This is a genomic window from Pseudoflavonifractor sp. (genome assembly GCF_050943825.1).
GTDB lineage: Bacteria > Bacillota > Clostridia > Oscillospirales > Oscillospiraceae > Pseudoflavonifractor.
In genome coordinates this window covers 1-13,828 of the sequence record NZ_JBMNPX010000033.1, presented here as the reverse complement: position 1 = coordinate 13,828, position 13,828 = coordinate 1, and the positions used below count along the sequence as shown (strand labels likewise).

The 13,828-nt window shown below is 60.2% G+C and carries 10 protein-coding genes and 1 pseudogene; 5 read left to right on the top strand and 6 right to left on the bottom strand.

Going from position 1 to position 13,828, the window contains the following annotated elements; translation table 11 throughout:
* Positions 1-446 precede the first annotated feature (446 nt).
* From metA to ACOX7T_RS14705, 5 genes are all read left to right on the top strand, one after another.
* Entirely contained in the window at positions 447-1,364 is a 918-nt protein-coding gene (gene metA / locus ACOX7T_RS14725) for a homoserine O-acetyltransferase MetA (protein WP_148318874.1), read from the top strand.
* A gap of 26 nt (positions 1,365-1,390) precedes the next feature.
* The gene (locus ACOX7T_RS14720) at positions 1,391-2,053 is read left to right on the top strand and encodes an HD domain-containing protein (RefSeq protein ID WP_433444121.1); all 663 of its coding nucleotides are present in this window, start codon (positions 1,391-1,393) and stop codon (positions 2,051-2,053) included.
* Between the two features lie 136 nt (positions 2,054-2,189).
* Complete coding sequence (locus ACOX7T_RS14715; RefSeq protein ID WP_433444119.1) at positions 2,190-2,567, top strand: BlaI/MecI/CopY family transcriptional regulator; 378 nt, start codon at positions 2,190-2,192, stop codon at positions 2,565-2,567.
* A gap of 27 nt (positions 2,568-2,594) precedes the next feature.
* The gene (locus ACOX7T_RS14710) at positions 2,595-4,169 is read left to right on the top strand and encodes a hypothetical protein (protein ID WP_433444117.1); all 1,575 of its coding nucleotides are present in this window, start codon (positions 2,595-2,597) and stop codon (positions 4,167-4,169) included.
* 53 nt (positions 4,170-4,222) lie between these two features.
* Entirely contained in the window at positions 4,223-5,188 is a 966-nt protein-coding gene (locus ACOX7T_RS14705; protein WP_433444115.1) for a M56 family metallopeptidase, read from the top strand.
* A gap of 51 nt (positions 5,189-5,239) precedes the next feature.
* Here the strand turns inward: ACOX7T_RS14705 and ACOX7T_RS14700 are convergent, their stop codons facing one another.
* From ACOX7T_RS14700 to ACOX7T_RS14675, 6 genes and pseudogenes are all read right to left on the bottom strand, one after another.
* Complete coding sequence (locus tag ACOX7T_RS14700) at positions 5,240-8,323, bottom strand: glycoside hydrolase family 3 C-terminal domain-containing protein (RefSeq protein WP_433444113.1); 3,084 nt, start codon at positions 8,321-8,323, stop codon at positions 5,240-5,242.
* A 195-nt stretch (positions 8,324-8,518) separates the two neighbouring features.
* The gene (locus ACOX7T_RS14695; protein ID WP_433444111.1) at positions 8,519-9,862 is read right to left on the bottom strand and encodes an ATP-binding protein; all 1,344 of its coding nucleotides are present in this window, start codon (positions 9,860-9,862) and stop codon (positions 8,519-8,521) included.
* Between the two features lie 4 nt (positions 9,863-9,866).
* On the bottom strand, positions 9,867-10,583 hold the full coding sequence (locus ACOX7T_RS14690; protein WP_433444109.1) for a LytR/AlgR family response regulator transcription factor: 717 nt from the start codon (positions 10,581-10,583) through the stop codon (positions 9,867-9,869).
* 626 nt (positions 10,584-11,209) lie between these two features.
* Positions 11,210-12,844 (bottom strand): hypothetical protein, encoded by a 1,635-nt coding sequence (locus ACOX7T_RS14685; RefSeq protein ID WP_433444107.1) that lies wholly within the window; start codon positions 12,842-12,844, stop codon positions 11,210-11,212.
* Positions 12,841-13,398, bottom strand: coding sequence for an RNA polymerase sigma factor (locus ACOX7T_RS14680; protein ID WP_433444105.1), 558 nt, complete (start codon positions 13,396-13,398; stop codon positions 12,841-12,843). Before ACOX7T_RS14680 ends, ACOX7T_RS14685 begins: the two co-directional genes overlap by 4 nt.
* A 185-nt stretch (positions 13,399-13,583) precedes the next feature.
* A pseudogene (locus ACOX7T_RS14675) lies at positions 13,584-13,706 on the bottom strand (SpoVA/SpoVAEb family sporulation membrane protein); the annotation flags it as partial.
* Positions 13,707-13,828: the final 122 nt, after the last annotated feature.

Below are 13,828 nucleotides of genomic sequence, written 5' to 3'. Positions count from 1 at the left end.
CCCTACCTCAGCGGCAGGAACTCGTTCATTATATCATACCGTTTTGTTGCTGTCAAGTACTTTTTTCAAACTTTTTTCGGAGCTTTTCAGCTCCAAAAGTTCAAATCCAGAACTCTCATCCAGCCGCCCGCCACTCTCGCAGCGAACTTTTATATGATATCATGTCTTACTTCGCTTGTCAAGCACTTTTTTCATTTTGTCGTCAGCCGTCAGGCGCGCCCAAAACGATGTACTTGTCAGCTCGGCCGCTCTCTCGCGAGAGCTTGACTATATTACCACCCTTTTCCGCTCCTGTCAACATGTTTTTTCATTTTTCTTCATTTTATTTTTACAGCGTCCATTTGTCCTCTTGTCGTGGACTTTTCCGTTTTTTTGGCGGTTGCAGAGAGACTTGCCAGCTATTATAATATAAGAAGTATGCGGACGATTTCCAGGAGGTGGCTCAGATGCCCATTAAAATCCCCGATTCCCTTCCTGCACGGGCAGTGCTGGAGAGTGAGAATATCTTTGTAATGACAGAATACCGGGCCATGCACCAGGATATCCGGCCGCTGAACGTGCTGATTCTCAATCTGATGCCCACCAAGATTGTCACGGAGACCCAGCTGCTGCGGAAACTGTCCAACACCCCCCTTCAGATTCAGGTGGAACTGCTGCGTACTTCCAGCTACCGCTCCCGGAACACGGACAGCGACCACCTGGAATCCTTCTATACCACCTTTGAGCAGGTACGGGACCGCCGCTTTGACGGTATGATCATTACCGGCGCACCGGTGGAGAACATGGAGTTCCAGCAGGTGGACTACTGGGAAGAACTGTGCGAGATTATGGAGTGGAGTAAAACCCACGTCCATTCCACTCTTCACATCTGTTGGGGTGCCCAGGCTGGGTTATACTATCACCATGGCATTGAGAAGCGCTCTCTGCCCAAAAAGCTCTTCGGCGTCTATGAGACTATGGTGCTCAAGCCCAGCTCTCCCCTCTTCCGGGGCTTTGACGATATCTTCTACGCCCCCAACTCCCGTTACACCGAGGTTTGGAAGGCGGATATCCTGAAGGTACCCGAGCTGGAGCTGGTGGCCTACTCCCCTGAGGCAGGGGTGTATGCGGTAAAAAGCCAGGACAGCCGTCAGTTCTTTGTGATGGGCCACCCGGAGTATGACCCGGACACGCTGGCTAAGGAGTACTGGCGGGACCGGAACAAGGGTCTGGACATCGAGGTGCCGGAGCACTACTTCCCCGGCGACAACCCGGACAAGCCCCCTGTGGTCCGCTGGCGGAGCGCCGGACAGCTGCTGTATACCAACTGGCTCAATTACTACGTCTATCAGACCACGCCTTATGACCTGGCCAATGTACGCTGACACTACAATATAAAAGAGGTACACTCATGAAAATCACCTATGAGGACGTAAAGAACAGCCCGGAAATTCGCACCTATATTACTCAGGCGGACGCCTCGCTCATCGCGTTGGGCTTTACGGAGCACTCCTTTGCCCACGTGACCAAGTGCGCCGTCACGGCCAGCGGCCTGCTGCGGGATTTGGGATATGACGACCGTCAGATCGAGCTGGCCAAGATTGCCGGCTTTATGCACGATATCGGCAACGTGGTCAACCGCCACGACCACGCCATCAGCGGCGCCACAATGGCCTTCCGCATCCTGGACAAGATGGGTATGGAACCAGCGGATGTGGCGGCGGTCATCACCGCCATCGGCTACCACGACGACAAGACCGCCTTCCCCGTCAACGCCATTGCCGCCGCCCTGCTGCTGGCAGACAAGACCGACGTGCGGCGCAGCCGGGTGCGCAACAAGGACACCATCAGCTTTGACATCCACGACCGGGTCAACTACGCCGTGGAGAAGTCCGACCTGACCCTGGACACCGCCGCCAGGACCGTCACCCTCACCCTGTCCATCAATACAGAGGTGTGCGCGGTGATGGACTACTTTGAGATCTTTCTGGACCGGATGCTCCTGTGCCGCAAGGCGGCGGAGTTTTTCGGCCTCACCTTCAAGCTGGACATCAACGGGCTCACCCTTCTTTAAAAAGACAAGCATAGCACAGGGACGGATGGATACCATCCGTCCCTTTTTGTAACCCTTTCGTTATTGACAGCCAGATTTTATGTGATAATATGAAATCAGAAGATATACTACATTCGAAGTAGAAAGGGGTCTGAGCATGAAGCTGAGACGACTGCCCGACACCGAGCTGGAGGTGCTGAAGGCCCTGTGGGCCGCCGGCGGCGAGACGCCCCGCTCGGTACTGGAGGAGGCTCTGGCCAGCCACGGCTGGGCCACCAACACGGTGAATACCTATCTCACCCGGCTGACCAAGAAAGGGGTTATCGCCTGCCGGAAGCTGGGCAAGAGCAACTACTATACGCCTTTGGTTTCCCGGGAGGAATACCAGGCCTTCGAGGGCCGGGCGGTGCTGGACCAGCTCTTCGGCAGCTCCCTCAAGGGTTTTGTAGCCTCTCTGGCGGGAGACGGCCGGGTGGACCAGGCGGAGCTGGAAGAGCTTCAGCAGTATCTGGAGGAGCTGACACAGGACAAATAGCGGTCTTGCGCAAAGGAGTGAACCACAATGAAAGGAACACGCATGCGCCCTACTCTGCCCCGCACCCTGTTTTCCACCCCATTCCGCAGCAGCGCCGGAGCTGTCCGCCGCAGGCTGGGTAACCTATTTGCGCCCGGCCGGAAAAACGGCGGTCTGGTGGCGGTAGCCGCCCTGGTGCTGGTGGTCTTTGCCGGCGGTCTGGTAGCCTGCACCCGCTCGTTGGAGGAGCCCCCGGAGGAGACCGCCTTTTCGGATATCCCCGAGGAGGTGGTGGTCTTTGCCCAGGAGTACGCCGCAGAGTCCATGGAGGAACTGTCCGGGGATTCCGGCACGTTTACCGACATCCAGGTCACTTCCATCACGGGCGAGGGCACCTTCTCGGGCATTCTCCCCGACGCCGACCTGGAGGTGTATCAGATCGACTACCTCCTGAAGGCCGCCGACCCAGACATGCTGGTGGCGGGCGGCAGCTGGATAGACGACGAGGGCTGGTACCACCCGGACAGCTTTTTCTACTATCTGGTGGTAGAGCTGTCCGGCGAAACCCGGACGCTGCTGGGCACTCTTGTCAGCGACGGCACCGACGCCGGTTTTCTCGGCGGCTGGGAGGGCATTCTGGGCAACTTCCTCATCCGACATGGCAGCGAGGCCGGAGACGAGGCCATGATCCTGGCCGGCAGACAGGCCTTCCTCCGGGGTAAGCTGGACCAGGCCGACCAGATTATGGACTGCTTCCGGGGAGAGGCGGCGCCCACCGGGCAGCCCTATACCGACAGCGAGGGGCACACCTGGTATCAGTTTGCCGACTTCCAGGACACCTCCTGGAGGCGGATGGATGACCAGATTCTCAGCCAGTCCGCCATTATTTTCCCCCATGAGGTGAGTACCCAGCTGTTCCAGCGGTATGTGTATACGGCTCAGCCGGTGATCCTCCAGTTTGATGATGCCCTCTGGTTCCGGGAGGACAGCGCCGACCTACTCTCCTGTGGGTATCATGTGGACACCTCGGCCATCACCATCACAAAATGGGAGGACGACTTTATCCAATTTTATGCCCCCGACGGGGACGATCCCACCATCCGCCGGTATTTCACCCTGGCCATTGCCAGCGAACACCCCGAGCTGGTGGAAAACGGGGTGGGCAGCTGGGTCTTTTTGCAGTACTTTGACCTCTCCTGTGAGGGGATCGCCGACCTGGAGACCTCCTTCACCCTGGACGGCGCTTCCTACGCCCTGGGCACATCTGTCACCGGTCTGTTGGGTACGCCCTACGGCACCACCACCGATGATACCTATGGGGACGGCGTCTATACCTACGCCGAGTGGTACGGCAGCGGCGGCAGCACCAGCGCCTCCTATTTCTACAACCCGGCCCGGGGTTCCCTGGCTCTTCGGGCGCTGGTCACCTCGGATCTTCCCTCCCTGACCACCTGGGCAGCACCATGGAGGAGGCCAGGGCCGCTTATCCCGACGGGGAGTGGTTCTCCAACGGCGTCAATACCGAGCCCACCGATTGGCGGCTCTTCCTCACCTGTCCCGACGGGGAGGGCGGCACCTACCAGCTGGTCGTGGCTTTCTATGACAAGGACCTGGACGGCGTGATAGATCGGCTCTATCTCTCCGACTCCAGAGTCTAAAAACACAGGAGGGTGTCCATGCCCGGCTTTCTTCTCACTCTGGCGGAGATCACCCTGACCATGTCCGCCGTCATCCTGCTGCTTCTGGCGCTGGGGCCGGTTCTGGCCCGGCGGTATAAAATCCGCTGGCGGTACTGGGTATGGCTGGCGGTGGCAGTGCGGCTGCTGATTCCGGTCAACTTCTCGCTGCCCAACGCCCCGGTGGTGCTCACACCGCCGGACCCTGGGCCGTTCCTCTCCGAGCCCAAGCCCCAGGCCAGCGGCGGGATGGACGCTACACCGGTTCCATCTCATCCCCTGCCGTCCCCCACATTATCAATAGCCCCACCTTCCTCTCAAACCACCCCAGCAGGCAGTAATACAGCCTCTCCCTCTCCACAGGCAAGCGCTGACAATACCGTCCCAGTTTCCCAGGCTCCCGCTGAGACAGATATTCCCTCAATCTCTTTCTCCCTTACGGCGGGGCAGCTTCTCTTCTGCCTCTGGCTGGCGGGCGCGGCAGGCCTAACCCTGTGGCATCTGGCCTCCCACTGGCGGTTCCGTCGGTATCTGCGCCGCTGGGCGGAACCGGTGGAGGATACTTCGGCGCTGGCGCAGCTGGAGACGCAGAAGACACGGCTGGGCCTGAAGGCTTCCGTGTCTCTGGCGAGGTGCACCGGGGTGGGCAGCCCCATGCTGGCGGGGTTATTCCATCCGGTGATTCTCCTTCCCCGCGCTCCCGGTGCCGGAGGCCTGGAGGAGCTGTCCCTGGTGCTGATCCACGAGCTGTGCCACCTCCGGCGGCGGGATATTCTGTACAAAGCCCTGCTGTACGCCGCCGGGGCCTTCCACTGGTTCAATCCGCTGGTGTGGATGATGGTCCGGCAGGGTGTGCGGGATATGGAGCTGTGCTGTGACGACGACGTGTCCGCCCTGCTCACAGCCCAGGAGCGGAAACACTACGCTCAGACCATTCTCAGCGCCATCCCCGGAAAGCGAAAGTAGAAAAAAGACCGGAGCGCGGAATATCCGTGCTCCGGTCTTTTGCTTTGATGGTTATTTCTTCTGTCCGTTTGCTTTCGCTTCGGCCTTGGCAGCCAGCTTGGCAGCCTTCTTCTTGGTGGGCTTGAAGCCCCGGAAGATAAAGTAGGCCAGAGCCAGGATGATGACCACGGAGGCGATGTTGACGCCGGTGAGGATCTTCTCCGCCAGGGTCATGGGGGTGACAAACTCAGAGCCGGGCATCAGGCCGTTCATGACCTTGGAGTTGGCCACGGTGTAGAGCACGTTATGCATGGCCTGGCGGCCGTAGTGGTAGTCGGCGGAGCTGTTCTGGTCGAACTTCCACACGGCGTACTCGGTGGTGGTCAGGGCGGCGTCGCCGCCGGCCTCAATCATCTGATAGGCGTTCATGAAGGTGGGGGAGCCGGTGTTGGCGTTGTCGGTGATGGCAAAGCCGTGGAAGCCCCATTCGCCCCTGAGAACGTTGGTCAGCAGGTTGTAGCAGCCGCCGGTCCAGGTGTAGCCCAGGCGGTTGAAGGAGGTCATGATGGCGGTGACGGGGGGATAATCCCGGCTGGCGTTGACATAGCCGCCGTTGCCGTCCTCCTCCACGTAGTTGAGGGTGACGGGGTCGTTCTTCACGCACATCTCAAAGGGCAGCAGGTAGATCTCCCGGATGGCCTGCTCGTTGGACCAGGTGGCCATGCTGTACTGGCCGTTGCGGTCGCCCCGGTGGTTCTCCTGGTCGTTGACGGCAAAGTGCTTGATGAAGGTGTACATGCCCTTGCTGGCGGCGCCCCGGCTGGTGGCGGCGGCGATGGAGCCAGAGAGGAAGCCGTCCTCGGAGTAATACTCGTTGTTGCGGCCGGAGAAGGGGGTGCGGTGGGTGTTCATAGCGGGGGCGTACCAGCCCACGCAGCCGCCGATGAGGGACTGGTTGCCGATCATCACGCCGTAGCGCTCAGCCAGAGGCCGGTTCCAGGTCTGTGCCAGCACGATGGTGCCGCTGTAGCTCACGCCGGTGCCGCCGCCGGTCAGGCCGGTGGCCGCGTCCTGATCCAGGGCAGCGGGCTTGCCCACGCTCTCCAGGGCGGCGGTGCCGTAGCCGGAGGTGGCGATGATGGTCTGGTAGTCCTCAGGCTTGAGCTGGTCCAGCAGGCTCTCCCACAGGGGGTCGTCGTAGTCCTTGCCCCGCAGGTCGATGAGGGACACTCCGTTGTCGGCGCCGTAGACCGGAGTATCGGTAATGGTGGCGGGGTCAGTGGGGTTGAGGGAGTCGAAGGAATCCAGCTTGGCCAGGTCCTCGCTGCTGATGGTCTTGGCATAGGTGTAGGACACGCCGTCGCTGCCGTTGATCTCATTGCCCCAGGTGGAGACCTGGCCGCTCACCTCACCGTCGTGGGTGGGCCAGGTGCCCTGCCAGTCGCTGCGGCTGAGGTAGGTGCAGCCGCTGTCGGCGAAGTCAAACTGGTTGGTGATAGCCACGCCAGTGGCGGAGTCCACGGAGTAGGTGTCCACATCCATCTGGGCCACGGTGTACACATCGGTAAAAGAGGGATCACCCTCAGCGGTCATACCGTTTTCGGTGGTGTAGCCCTTGGCGGCGAGCACATTGTTCACCGCGTCGTGGGCGTTGGCGGCGGCGGTAATGTAGTAGTCGCCGGCGTCCAGGATGTAGGTCTTGGCATTGGTATAGTCGTAGGATTTGAGCTGCTCCCGCTCAAAGGTGACGGTCACGGTGCCGGTCTCACCGGGCTGGAGCTCCTCGGTCTTGCCGAAGCCCACCAGCTGCACGGAGGACTTCTCCACCTTGTTGGCCTTGTCGTAGTCGGTGTAGGGAGACTGGACGTAGACCTGGACCACGTCCTTGCCGGCCACATCGCCGGTGTTGGTCACGTCCACGGTGACGGTGCAGGCGTCGCCGTCCCAAGCGGCGGAAAAGTTATCCCACTGGAAGGTGGTGTAGCTCAGGCCGTAGCCAAAGGGATAGACCACCTCGCTGGCGTAGTCGTAATCCCCGGCGTTGCCGGTGCCCATGACCACGTCCTCATACCGGGTCTCGTAGTACCGGTAGCCAACGTAGATGCCTTCCTGATAGGTGACATAGTTGTACTTGGTCATCTGGCCGTTCTCGTCCATGTACTGGTAGTCGCCGTAGTTCTGGGCGGCGGGGGAAGCCAGGGCGTCGGCGGCAAAGGTGTCCACGGTGCGGCCGGAGGGGTTGATGTTCCCGGCAAAGATGTCCGCCAGGGCGTACAGGCCGTAATTGCCCACGCTGGGCACATAGACGATGGACTTGATGTTCTCAAACTGGTCCACCCAGCCCAGCTCCATGGCGGCGGAGGAGTTGACCAGCAGGACCACGTTGTCGAAGTTCTCGTTGAGGTAGGTCAGGATCTCCAGCTCCACGCTGTCAGGCTCCAGGTAGCTCTTGGCCTGGTCCTCGGGGATGTCGGTGTGGTTGTACATGGACCGGGGCATGTCCCGGCCCTCGCCCACCTTCCGGCCCCAGACGAACACGGGCACCGTGCCCTGGACGCTGTCCAGCAGACCGGGCTCGCTCTCCAGCACGTCCAGAGGGCACTCGTTGATGGAGAAGTCCTCGTCGTCGCCGTAGCTGACCGAGCCCACGCCCAGTCCGTAGCTGCTGCCGTTGCCGGAGTCATAGAAGTTCCACAGCGTCTCGTTGACGCTGAAGCCCCGGTCGGTAAAGGTAGTGCGCAGGGTGGTGCCCGGGTCGCCGGCGAAACCCATCTGCAGCATGATGTCATACCATGTGTTACCCATCAGCTTGGTGGAGGAGCGGCCGAAGAAGCTGAAGGTGGTGCCTTCGGCAAAGGGCATGTTGTTGTCGTCATTCTTCAGCAGAACAACGCCTTCTCCCACAATCTCCTCGTTGAGGGCCTGCTCCACGGCAGCCATCTCCTCGGCGGTGTAGTCGGCCTTGTTGTACTGCAGGTCCAGGTCCTCGGTGTAGGTATCCGGCTGCTCGATAACGGTCCCGCCGCTGTCGCCCAGGAAGCCGTTGATCACGTTGAGGTTGGGCGGAATCATGACGTTGGCTACAATGGTGACCACCAGGGTCAGGGCGATGAGCACGCCGCCCACACTGGTGCGTACAATTTTTCTTGCCTTCATGGACAGTTCTCCTCTCTATCCTGCTGCACGTCTCCCCGCCTGGCCGGGCGGAGAAAAACAATGCTCATGACGCCGGGCGCGCCGTGCCCGGGCCCGGCGCCCGGTGCACTTTGCTTTCGTCATGAGCATGATACAAATATTTTTGGTAAATGGGAAGAGATTTGCCGCCGTTTGCACAAAAGGCGACGCAGTTGGTTATTCCGCCTCCTGCGCCTCCGGCTCGTCGGCCATGACCACATCCAACAGAAAGACCCCGTCCTCCACCCGGACGGTGAGGGTGCCGCCGTACTGCTCGGCCACAGTGCGCATACTCAGCATGCCGAAACCGTGGTAGTCCCGGTCTCCCTTGGTCGTGACAGGCAGGCCGCCACGCATAGCCACCGGCCCGGCACAGCGGTTCTCCACATGGATGCTCACCAGGTTGCCCGTCCGCTTTACCGTCAGCAGAATGTCCCGCTCCTCCTCGGGCAGGTTCTGAACCGCCTCCATGGCGTTGTCGATGGCGTTGCCCAGCAGGGCGTAGAGATGGTGGGCCTTGATAAAGTCCAATCCCCGTCCGTCGGCCATGGAGCTCAGGCGGATGCCCCGGCTGCGGCAGAGCACGTTTTTCTCTGTCAGGATGGTGTCCAGCACCTCGTTGCCCGTCTTGGCCTGGTCGGCGTACTCGGCCAGCACCTGATCCAGCTCCTGCTTCTCCTCCCGGGCCAGGTCGCCCCGGCGGCTGAGCAACTCGCTCTGGTGGCGCAGGTCGTGGTATTTCATATTGATGAGGTCTACGCTCCTGCGGGAGATCTCGTACTGCCGCTTTCCCTGCTCCAGCAGGTGCTGCACCTCGTCCAGCTCGTCCCGTAGGGCCCGGCTGGAGAGCTGATTGTGGAGAAGGGCAAGAATCAGGCCGCAGATGAGGATATTGTAGCTCCGCTCCAGCAGCAGGGAGGCCCGGGAGCCGGTGGTATAATAGTTGGTAATCATGTTGAAAATCACGTCGGCGGCGATGAGCAGTCCGCTGAGTCCCACCAGGCTGGTGCGGCCCAGATACAGGTTGTGATTTCCTTTCAGGAGCTTGTCGAAGATACTGAAGGCAAAGGCGTACACCAGGAAGTAGCAGTCGATATAGAATACCATCTGGAGCAGCGGGATCTGCCCCAGATCAAAGGGTGTGTTGCTGTACGGGTCAAAGGTAACGCCGAACAGCAGGCTTATCTGCGTGGCTTCGCTGATGAAGGTGTAGGCCAGATAAGCCAGGTGCTGCACCGTATACCCGGCGATGCCGCAGAGGAGGATGTTGCCCCAGGGCTCGTCATAGCACCAGCGCATGGCCAGCAGGCTGCACAGGAACATGGTCAGAAAGAGGAAGGAGACATACCAGGCATTGTACTCCAGCAGTGGAAAAAGGGCGGCAATGAGAAACATAACCGTAATGACAGCCGCCAACCGCAGGCCGAAGCGGGGCCTGCGCTCCAGGCGGAAGAGGAACATACCCTCGCCGAAGAGCAGCTGGGCCATAAAGAGCAGTTTATAGAGCGCCAGACCTGTCATTCCGTCACACTCCCCTGCCCAGACAGGCAGCCAGGGCCGCCATGAGCTCCTTTTTCTTGCCCCGGCTCACCCGCAGCTCCCTATCCCCCACCAGCACTGTGTCTCCGGTGAGCTGACGAACATGCTGCATGTTGATGAGATAGGAGGTGCTGCACCGGAAAAAGACCTCTTTGGGCAGCTGCTGCTCCACCGCGCTCAGCTTGCCTCGGACGGTGACATCTCCCTGGCTGGTGTGGTAAGTGAGGTCGTGGTCCATGACCTCCACGTAGTAAATGGATGAGGAGGTGAGCACCCGCACCGTGCCGCCCACATTCAGCAGTACCTCCCGTCCCTTTTTCAGGTCCACGGCCTGGAGAATCCGGCGCATCTTCATCTCAAAGGAGGAGTAGCGCACCGGCTTGACGATAAAGTCCAGGGCCTCCACCTCGTAGCCCTTTACGGCATACTGCACCATGCTGGTGACAAAGACCAGGGCGGTCACACGGTCCAGCTCCCGCAGCCGCTGGGCGGCGGCCATACCGTCCACCTTGGGCATGCGGATATCCATAAAAATCAGGTCATACCGGGGGCTGTACTGCTCCAGGAAGGTCTTTCCGTCCCGAAACCGTTCTGTGGAGCAGGAGATCCCACGGGCCTCGCAGTACCGCTTCAGGCATTCCTCCAAATCCCGGGCAGCTGCGTCCTCGTCCTCCACAATCGCAGTTCTCAGCATCTCTTCCATGTCCTCTCGCCCCCTCAGCGCAGAGCACCGCTCCGCTTTCTCTGTGATTATAGCGTAAAATTCCGTTCCCGTAAATATCCGCAGTCCCGGCACATCTGTGCCGCCTAGAAACCGCCCGACAAAACAACAACCCCCCGGCCATCCAACGTGACCGGGGGGCTACTGATTCTGAATCTCTACCAACTGATTAACCTCTTACTTTCTTCGGATTTTGTACATTAAGAATCCTGGATCCTGGAAAACATGTCTCTGCGCAGTTACCTAAAACACCTGTTGCACATCTGGCTCCGTCTTACGCAATACTTTGCTCGAGGTTACCGTGTGCCGTCTCACACATGTGAGTGCTGTTTGGAACTAACTGATGGCTGTTTTTCGCTTGGTTCCTGGAATCTGTCACGCGTGGCGAATGGTGAATGAATTCATTCGCTGGGAAAGACCTCGGTTTCCTTGTTGGGTTCCTTGGTTCTCTGAGCCTTTCAGCCCATCGGACTCGCCTCTTTCTTTCTGGCTATATTGTACGATGAGTTCCCCATTTTGTCAAGTAGTTTTTGTGAAATTGTTCAACTTTTCTACAAGTTGAACAGCGCACAGGCCCCTGCCGCCACTCTGGCGGCAGGGGCCTGTCTTTACCTCTGTTCTTTCTCTCCGGAGGCCCGCACCTCCAGGTAGTAGTGCTCCTCCGCCGGGTCCAGAGTGACGGTGGCAATCCCCTGCTCCAGGTCAAAACCGAAGTTCTGACGGACAATTTCAATCTGTCCTCTGTCCTGCAGCGTGGCAGTCTGGGCGGCACAGGCCAGGTTGGAGCCCAGCTTGGTCACCAGGTCGTAGCCGCACACGCCCACGTTGTCTGTCCCGGTGCAGTCGTAGCTGCCCGCCTTGGTCATGGCGGCGGTCAGGCTGACCGTCCCTCCGGCAGGCACGGTAATTTCACTTTCCAGCCAGCACACCCGGACCATGCCGCCCTCGATGAACTCCAGCCAGCCGGTGTCGTACCGCTCCACCGGTTCGTCGGACAGCACCCCGTAGGAGAGCAGCTGCTCCAGGAAGGCCCGGTAGTACAGCTCAAAATCTGCGTCCTCCTGGCCTCTCTCCTCCCAGATGAGGGGCAGCAGCTGCCGGAGCATGGTGTCCAAATCGCTCTCATACCGCTCCACGGTAGCCCCGCAGCCCTCCAACTTAGGGGCATCCTCCTCCATGCCGCCGCTGGCGTAGCCCTGGATGGTCATATTCTCCACATCCTCCCCCAGCACCAGGAGGTAGTATTCCTTGCCGTAGTCATACTCTCCCGGCTGGGGGACGGAGAAGCTCTGCATCATCGTCCCCGCTTCCCGGTCATAGGCGGCGCCGTGGAAGCCGTAAGTCAGGACGTTGGTCTTGTCGTAGTCCAGGTTGAAGGTCACCCGCAGGGTGGGGTTGGTGATCCCCGCCTCCTCATCCTGTTCAGGACTGTACGGGTCGGTCAGTTTGTAGACAACCACCGGCACATCGGTCACGTCCGGCCCGGGCCCCAGGGCGTTCTCCAGGTAGCTGCCGTCGGAGAGCAGGGCCTGGTAATCCGTCCAGCTGTGGGGATAGGCCAGGTTCGCGGTGCCCTCCGGGTCGTCTGCGCCCCATACGCCTTCAAAACCTCCCGCATAGGTGCCCACCCGCAGGGTGGTGTTCAGCTCCGTCCCGTCCGCTGTCAGGGTGGGCCGGTTTTCTTCCAGATTGTTCAGCCCGGACACAAAGGGGTAGAGGACGGTCAGGGACTGGTTCTCCGCCGAGGTATTGGTCAGGGTGTAGGAATCCGTCACCAGAATGTCGGTGCTGCTCTTGTACTGCCCGCCCTCCGGGTAGTGCTCGTTATAGAAGTCCAGCACATCCTGCCGCTCTGCCTCGGTCAGCCAGGTGCGGGAGGCAGCCTCCTCCTGGTTGGAGATCCACACCGGCACCCAGGGTTCAAAGTCCAGGGTAATGTTCCGCTGCGCCTCAATGGCGCCGTTTTCCTCCCGCAGGGTCAGGGGGAACACCGGCCCGGCGTAGGACATAAAGACCGACGCTCCGTCGCTGCCCGAGCCGTTCTGTCCCGCTCGTCCCCCCAGCAGGGGGATGAACCCGGTGAAGATGCCCACCCCCAGCACCACCACGGCCAGGCTGGCCGCCAGAGCCGCCCACTTCTTCCAGCGGCGCTTTTTCCCCGCCGTCACGGGGACATTTTCCTCCAAAGTGGCGTCCGGCAGGCTGTTCATGGCCTCCAGCAGCCGCTCGCTCTCTCTGCTCATAGTGTCACTCCTTCCTGCTCCAGTGCCCGGCGGAGGGACTGCCGCAGGCGGCGCAGCCGCTGGGTGGTGCCGTTGGGGGAGCCTCTCAGCCCGGCGGCCAGGTCCCGTACCGCCGCGCCGTAAAAGTACCGGCCCACGAACAGTTTCCGGTCCTGGTCGCGCTGCTGTCTCAGCCATCGCTCCACGGCGGCGCCGATCTCCTCCGTCTCCCACTGCTCCTCAGCGCTGGGCACGGCGGGCACGCACTCCTCCAGCTCCAGCACCAGACTGCCCATCCCCTCGCCCCGCTTTTGGCTGTATCTGGCCCGCCACCGGTCAATGGACAGGTTGCGGACAATGCGGCAGAAATAGGCCCGCAGGGAGTTGGGCTTCTGGGGCGGCATGGTGTCCCAGGCCCGGTGCCAGGTGTCGTTGACGCACTCCTCCGCATCCTCATGGGTCTGGAGAATGTTGAAGGAGAGGCTGTGGCAGAGCGTGCCGTACTTCTCATCCGAGGCTGTGATAGCCCCCTGGTCCCGCTGCCAGTACAGCGCCACAATGTTTGCGTCCTCCACGGGAATCCCTCCTTTGTTCTTTCCCTTTCACCCATTGAGACGGAAGCCGAACCAGGATGTGACACTTTTAGTTGGAATCAATTTATCATATACGCCCGGGTACCGTCAATTTTCTCCGAACGCAGTACAGCCGCCCGCCGTTTCTCACTGGAAACGGCGGGCGGCTTACATCTTATTCCAATATTTTAACTCCCAGTGAACAGCACCAGAAGCAGTCCGTAGATGACACTGGCGCTGATACCGTACACCAGCACCGGCCCGGCGATAACAAACAGCTTGGCGCCCACGCCCATGATGAGACCCTCTGCGAGTGTCAAGTAAGGGACAAAAATTTTATTCGGCGGCTATGCAATTTGGGATATTGCACAACCACCGAATAATTTTATGCGCTAATTTGCTCAGTTAATGCGAAGGCTGCCTCATAAGAGTC

Coding starts and splice junctions, on each gene's coding strand:
- metA (WP_148318874.1), top strand. CDS start 447: ATGCCCATTAAAATCCCCGATTCCCTTCCTGCACGGGCAGTGCTGGAG.
- ACOX7T_RS14720 (WP_433444121.1), top strand. CDS start 1,391: ATGAAAATCACCTATGAGGACGTAAAGAACAGCCCGGAAATTCGCACC.
- ACOX7T_RS14715 (WP_433444119.1), top strand. CDS start 2,190: ATGAAGCTGAGACGACTGCCCGACACCGAGCTGGAGGTGCTGAAGGCC.
- ACOX7T_RS14710 (WP_433444117.1), top strand. CDS start 2,595: ATGAAAGGAACACGCATGCGCCCTACTCTGCCCCGCACCCTGTTTTCC.
- ACOX7T_RS14705 (WP_433444115.1), top strand. CDS start 4,223: ATGCCCGGCTTTCTTCTCACTCTGGCGGAGATCACCCTGACCATGTCC.
- ACOX7T_RS14700 (WP_433444113.1), bottom strand. CDS start 8,323: ATGAAGGCAAGAAAAATTGTACGCACCAGTGTGGGCGGCGTGCTCATC.
- ACOX7T_RS14695 (WP_433444111.1), bottom strand. CDS start 9,862: ATGACAGGTCTGGCGCTCTATAAACTGCTCTTTATGGCCCAGCTGCTC.
- ACOX7T_RS14690 (WP_433444109.1), bottom strand. CDS start 10,583: ATGGAAGAGATGCTGAGAACTGCGATTGTGGAGGACGAGGACGCAGCT.
- ACOX7T_RS14685 (WP_433444107.1), bottom strand. CDS start 12,844: ATGAGCAGAGAGAGCGAGCGGCTGCTGGAGGCCATGAACAGCCTGCCG.